Annotated in this window: 2 protein-coding genes; both read right to left on the bottom strand. The window is 71.9% G+C overall.

What is annotated here, in order from left to right:
* Positions 1-2,588 (bottom strand): two-component regulator propeller domain-containing protein (locus DBR34_RS13505; RefSeq protein ID WP_181394002.1); only part of this gene is annotated, 2,588 nt, incomplete at its 3' end.
* Positions 2,589-2,596: 8 nt separating this feature from the next.
* On the bottom strand, positions 2,597-5,021 hold a 2,425-nt coding region (locus DBR34_RS21815; RefSeq protein ID WP_219928291.1), incomplete at its 5' end, for an ATP-binding protein.

The following is a 5,021-nucleotide window of genomic DNA, read 5'->3' as shown; positions in this document are numbered from 1 at the left end:
ATATCCACCAGCACGCCACTGCGCCCTGGCAACCAGCTGGCACGGAACGACATCCTGCACGCGCCCAGCGTCTGCACCATGACATCCACTACCCGCTGCAGCACCTGCTGCACGCGCTCGGGATCGGTATGCACGCGCGCTGCACCGGGCAGGTCAACGCATGCCGCCAGGCTGCTGCCCTGCGCGCACAGGTCCAGCTGCGCGCTCTGCCGCCAGCGCTGCAGCAACGCGGGCAATTCAACCTCGCGGCACTGCAGTGGCAACCGGCCCGCATCCATGCGGGCGTCATCCAGCGCCTGGTTGACGATGGCCAGCAACTGCCGCCCCCCGCGATCGATCCGTTGCAGCCGACGCCGTTGCTGCGCATCCAGCGGCGAGGCCAGCAGCAGTTCGGTCATCCCCAGCACGCCCGTCAACGGCGTACGCACTTCGTGCCCGAACGTGGCCAGGTAGTGCGCCTTGGCCTGCGCCGACTGCTGTGCCCATGCGTGCCGCTGCGCCGTGGCGCGGCGCGCGCGCGACCGCGACAGGCTGCGCCCGCCCAGCCAGGCCAGCAACCCCAGCACCCCGACCACGCTGGCGGCGTGCGCAACGGATGGCTGCCGGTACTGCCAGCCATCGGGCTGCACCTCCAGTACCAGGGTGTGCACCGCCGACCAGCGCCCCTCGCCGCTACGCTCTTGGTACTCCAGTACATGCCGACCCGGTGCCAGCTTCGGAAAATCCACCGTGCCACGGCTGCGGGTGCGGTGCCATCCACGTGCGCCATCACGCAGGCGGAAACGATACTGCTGGCCCGGGTCGAGCTGGGCGGACAGGACCCTGGCGGTGATCTGGATGTCACGATCCTCTGCCCGCAGCTGCAGCGACGCCGCCGGTGGCAGCGTCAGCAGGCGCTGGTCCCGGCGCACCTGCACCCGCTCGATCACCAGCGACGACGGCGTGGCCGGGCGCGCCAGAAGCGCAGGGTCGAACGCGATCGCGCCGTCGGCGTCGATGGCCAGCATCTGCCGCCCCTGCGCCTGCAGGCGTGCCTTCAGCAGGGCGGCCGGGATGCCGTCATCGCGCGTGAACACACGGAGCGCATTCCAGGGAGGTGCGACCCGCAGCAGGCCATGGCTGGAAACGCCCCACAGCGCGCCATCGGCGTCGGTGGCCAATGCATTCACCGCCTGTGCCGGCACGCCATCGCGCTCATCCAGACGCAGGCTGCGCTGCAGGCGCCCGTCATGCCATTGGTAGCGATGAAGTGCGCCCATGCTGGCCACCCACAGGTGCCCATCGGCGGCAACGTGCAATGCAGTGATTGCCGTGGGTGCACCGGCGACAGGTTGCAGCTGCGCGCCGCTCCAGCGCATCAACCCCTCGCGGCTGCCCAGCCAGACGCCGCCGTCGCCTGCACAGTGCAGCGACACGGGCCCGCGCAGCGGTGCCTGCCCGGCCCCCTGCAGCGGCCAGCGCACCTGCCGACGCCGCGCCGGTCCGCGGCCCTCCAGCATGCCGGCGTGGAGGCGCCAGTAGCGCGCGTCGTTGCAGGCCAGCTCCTCGCTTGTCCGCGCCGACGCGGGCAGAAAACCGTCCAGCCCCACCTGCCCTGCGGGCGCCTGTCGTCGCGTGAACCGTGACCATCGCGGTGGCAGGCGCCACAGCCCCAGATGGCGTCCCAGCAGCCACGCGCCGCCATTCCGATCTTCGAAGGCGCCCCGCAGGCTCGGGGGCGCGCCGCGCCCGGCCATGGCGAACGACACGGGGGTCGCCGCGCCGCCATCCACTGGCTGGTGCCAGATCCGACCGGGTTCGGCCAGCCAGTGCGCGCCATCGCCACCGATGCCCAACAGGCGACGCTGGGCAGGGACGGGGGCGGCCTGCAGCGCGCTGCACGCGGTGCCATGCCACTGGCCCAGGGCCGTGCTTACCCACACCACGCCTGCGCTGTCCTGGTTCAATCCAAGGACCGCCGCGTGCGCCACGCGTGGATCGGGCGGGCGATGGAAGCGCCCGGCCTGCCAACAGGCCAATCCCTGCGAGGTGCCTATCCAGAGCACGCCACGATCATCGACCGCCAAATGCCCGACATCGCCGGCCGGCACGCCGTCATCGCGCAGCGTCGGCAGGAACTGCCGGAGACGCTGCTGACGGTCCAAGCGGAACAGGCCGGCGCCACGGGTACCGAACCACACCCCGCCTTCTACGTCAGGCAGCACTGCGCTGATCGGCACCCCGGCCAGGGCCGGGTGGCCGGCGCCACCAAACCCGTCGATCCGGCTGCGGTCGGCCGACATCCGCATCAGCGTGCCGTAGCCGGTTCCCATCCAGAGCTGGTCCTGGGCGTCCACGGCCAGGCTGGGCAACACGTTGTCGGCCAATCCCTGCTCGCGGCGCCAGAGGCGGAACTGGCGCCCGTCGAAACGCGCCAGCCCGTCGTCGGTGGCAAACCACAGATACCCCTGCCGATCCTGCACAACCTGGTGCACGGCGTTGGAAGGCAGACCATCGGCCGTCGTCACACGGGCAGCCTCGGGCACGCGCGCCGCCGCTGCCGAGGCGATCGATGCCAGCAGCAACAGCGCCAGGGTCCGCCCTGCCAACCGGCGCCTCATCGCACTGCCCGGCACTGCAGCAGCGCCGCACGCAGCGCGGCATCGCCGAGTGGCAGGCGGACGAAGGCAGTGAAGCCGGCCGCCATCGCATCGCGTTCTGCGTCGGCATCGGCACGTGGGGTCAACGCCAGTCGCGGTACTCCCGGCCAGCGTTGCGCCAGCCACGTCCCGGCCAGCACATCGCCCATCCGCAGGTCCGGGTCGGTTGCGATCAGTTGCCAGGACACCGCCGGCCCGCCTGGCAGGGCCCTCGGATCGTCGCATCCCACGACCACCCGACACCCCTGCGCGCGCAGAAGCGCCGCAACGACGTCGGCGATGTCCGGATCCGCCAACAGCAGCAGGACCGTTGTCCCGACCAGAACCGCCCCGCCGGCTCCCGCGTGCGTGGCAGGCGCGGTTGTCGGCTGCGACGTGGTTGCCAGGGGCAGCTGCACCTCGAAACGGGTCCCCAGCCCGGGCCGGCTGTCCACCGTGATGTCGCCCCCCATCGCCTGGGCCAGTTCACGGCTGATCGCCAGGCCCAGGCCGCTGCCGCCGTGGCGGGCCATCGTCGCGGCTCCATCGGCCTGCTCGAAGCGCTGGAACAACCGCTGCACCTGCGCGGCGGTCATGCCCGGCCCTGTGTCGGCCACCACCAGGTGCAGGCCCTGCCCTTGCGGGCCGGCCTGTATCGATACCTCGACGCGTCCCTGCGCGGTGAACTTCACCGCATTGCCGACCAGGTTGAGCAGTATCTGGCGCAACCGCCGGGGGTCGCCCAGCAGCCACCGCTGCGGATCCAGACGACTGCTCCAGTGCAGCTGCACGTGCTTGGCATCGGCCACGGGCGCCATCAACGCATGGAGTTCATGCAGCAGCACCACCGGCGAAAACGCCACGTGGTCCAGCTGCAGACGCCCGGCTTCAATGCTGGCCAGGTCCAGGGCATCGTCCACCAGCTGCACCAGGTGCAGCCCCGCGCGGCGCAGGCTGTCGGCCCGTGCACGCTGCGGCTGCGGTAGCGGCCCCTGCAGCAGCAGTTCGCTCCAGCCGGCGATGATCGTCATCGGAATGCGGATGCGCCTGCCAAGACGCCCCAGGAAGCGCGTGCGGCGCGCCGACGCCTGTTCGGCCAGGCAGCGCTGCATGCGTGCCTCGCGCAAGGCGGCGCGCTGCCGCAGTGCGTAGGTGACCAGCCTTCCCAGCAGGACCACCGCCAGCGCCGCGGTCAGCAGCGCTACGCCTTGGCCTGCCGCCGTCTCCCACCACCCCGGCGCCACCTGCAGCAGCCGCTCGGCCGGGGCCGACCACCCACCGTCGCCGTGCCGTGCCTGTACCGCCAGACGGTGCTCGCCGGCCGGCAGGCGCGCAAAGGTGCGCAGTGCCACCGGGCCGGTCTCCACCCAGTCCGGGTCATGGCCTTGCAGACGGAACCGGTGCTGGATGCGATCGGCATCGCCCGGGCCCAGTAGATTGACTGCGACCTGGATGTTGCGGTCGCTGCTGGCCAACGGCACCGTCGCCGCATCGGTGCGCACCGTCAACGGCGTGCCATTGCGCTCGACCCGGACCGCGTTGACCACCAGTACCGGCGTCGGCCCCTGTTCGACCACGGCCGCGGGCTCGATCAGCAGCAGCCCGCCCTCGCGCACGGCCGCGGCCAGCACCCCGGTGCCCAGCCGTACCAGGCGGTGCGCAAGGACTTCCTGCACCGGCAGGCCGTCGGCGCTGCCCAGCACGCGCACCCGGCCTCGCTCCGGGTCCAGCCGCACCATGCCGCGCGCGGCACCGGCCCACACGATGCCCTGGCCATCCACCACCAACGCCTCTGCGCGCAGCAGCGGGTAGCCCTGCGCAGCATCGAACCGGCGCAGCCGGTGCAGCACGCGTCCATCCCAGCGATGCTGTTCCAGCGCGTCCTGACGGCTGAGCCAGAGGCTTCCATCGTCGGCCTCGGCCATGGCCGCCACCGCACTGCCGGTGCGTTCGGCGGCCACGAAGCGGCCGCGGGATGTATCCCATGTCTTGAGCCCGTCGCGATCGGTCGCCCACAGCACACCGTCCCGGCTGCACAACAGCTGCCGTCCCGACATCGACGCGCTCAGGCCCAGGGTGCCGGGGGCCTGCGCCAGCTGTCGCCGGCCCTGCGCTGACCAGTGCTGGATCTGGCCGCTGCCGGCCACCCACACCGTGCCATCCGGACAGGTCTGCAGGTGCGCGCCCGCGTCGTTGGATGACCCGCCCAGCGACCATCGACGCACCTCCCCGCGCGCAGGATCGTAGCGCGTCAACTGCCCGGCACTGGCGATCCAGAGCCGCTGCTGCCGATCCTCTGCCATGCCCACCGGCTGCGCGCTGGGGCCGGCATGGGGCAGGTCAAGATGCGCACTGCTCGCACCGGTGCGCAGGTCAAGGCGCTGCAGCCGGCCCTGGCTGCCC

The sequence above is a fragment of the Stenotrophomonas sp. HMWF003 genome (genome assembly GCF_003061285.1).
Lineage (GTDB): Bacteria > Pseudomonadota > Gammaproteobacteria > Xanthomonadales > Xanthomonadaceae > Stenotrophomonas > Stenotrophomonas maltophilia_AP.
The sequence above is the reverse complement of the archived record's forward strand: the minus strand, read 5'-3'. Positions and strand labels throughout refer to the sequence as shown.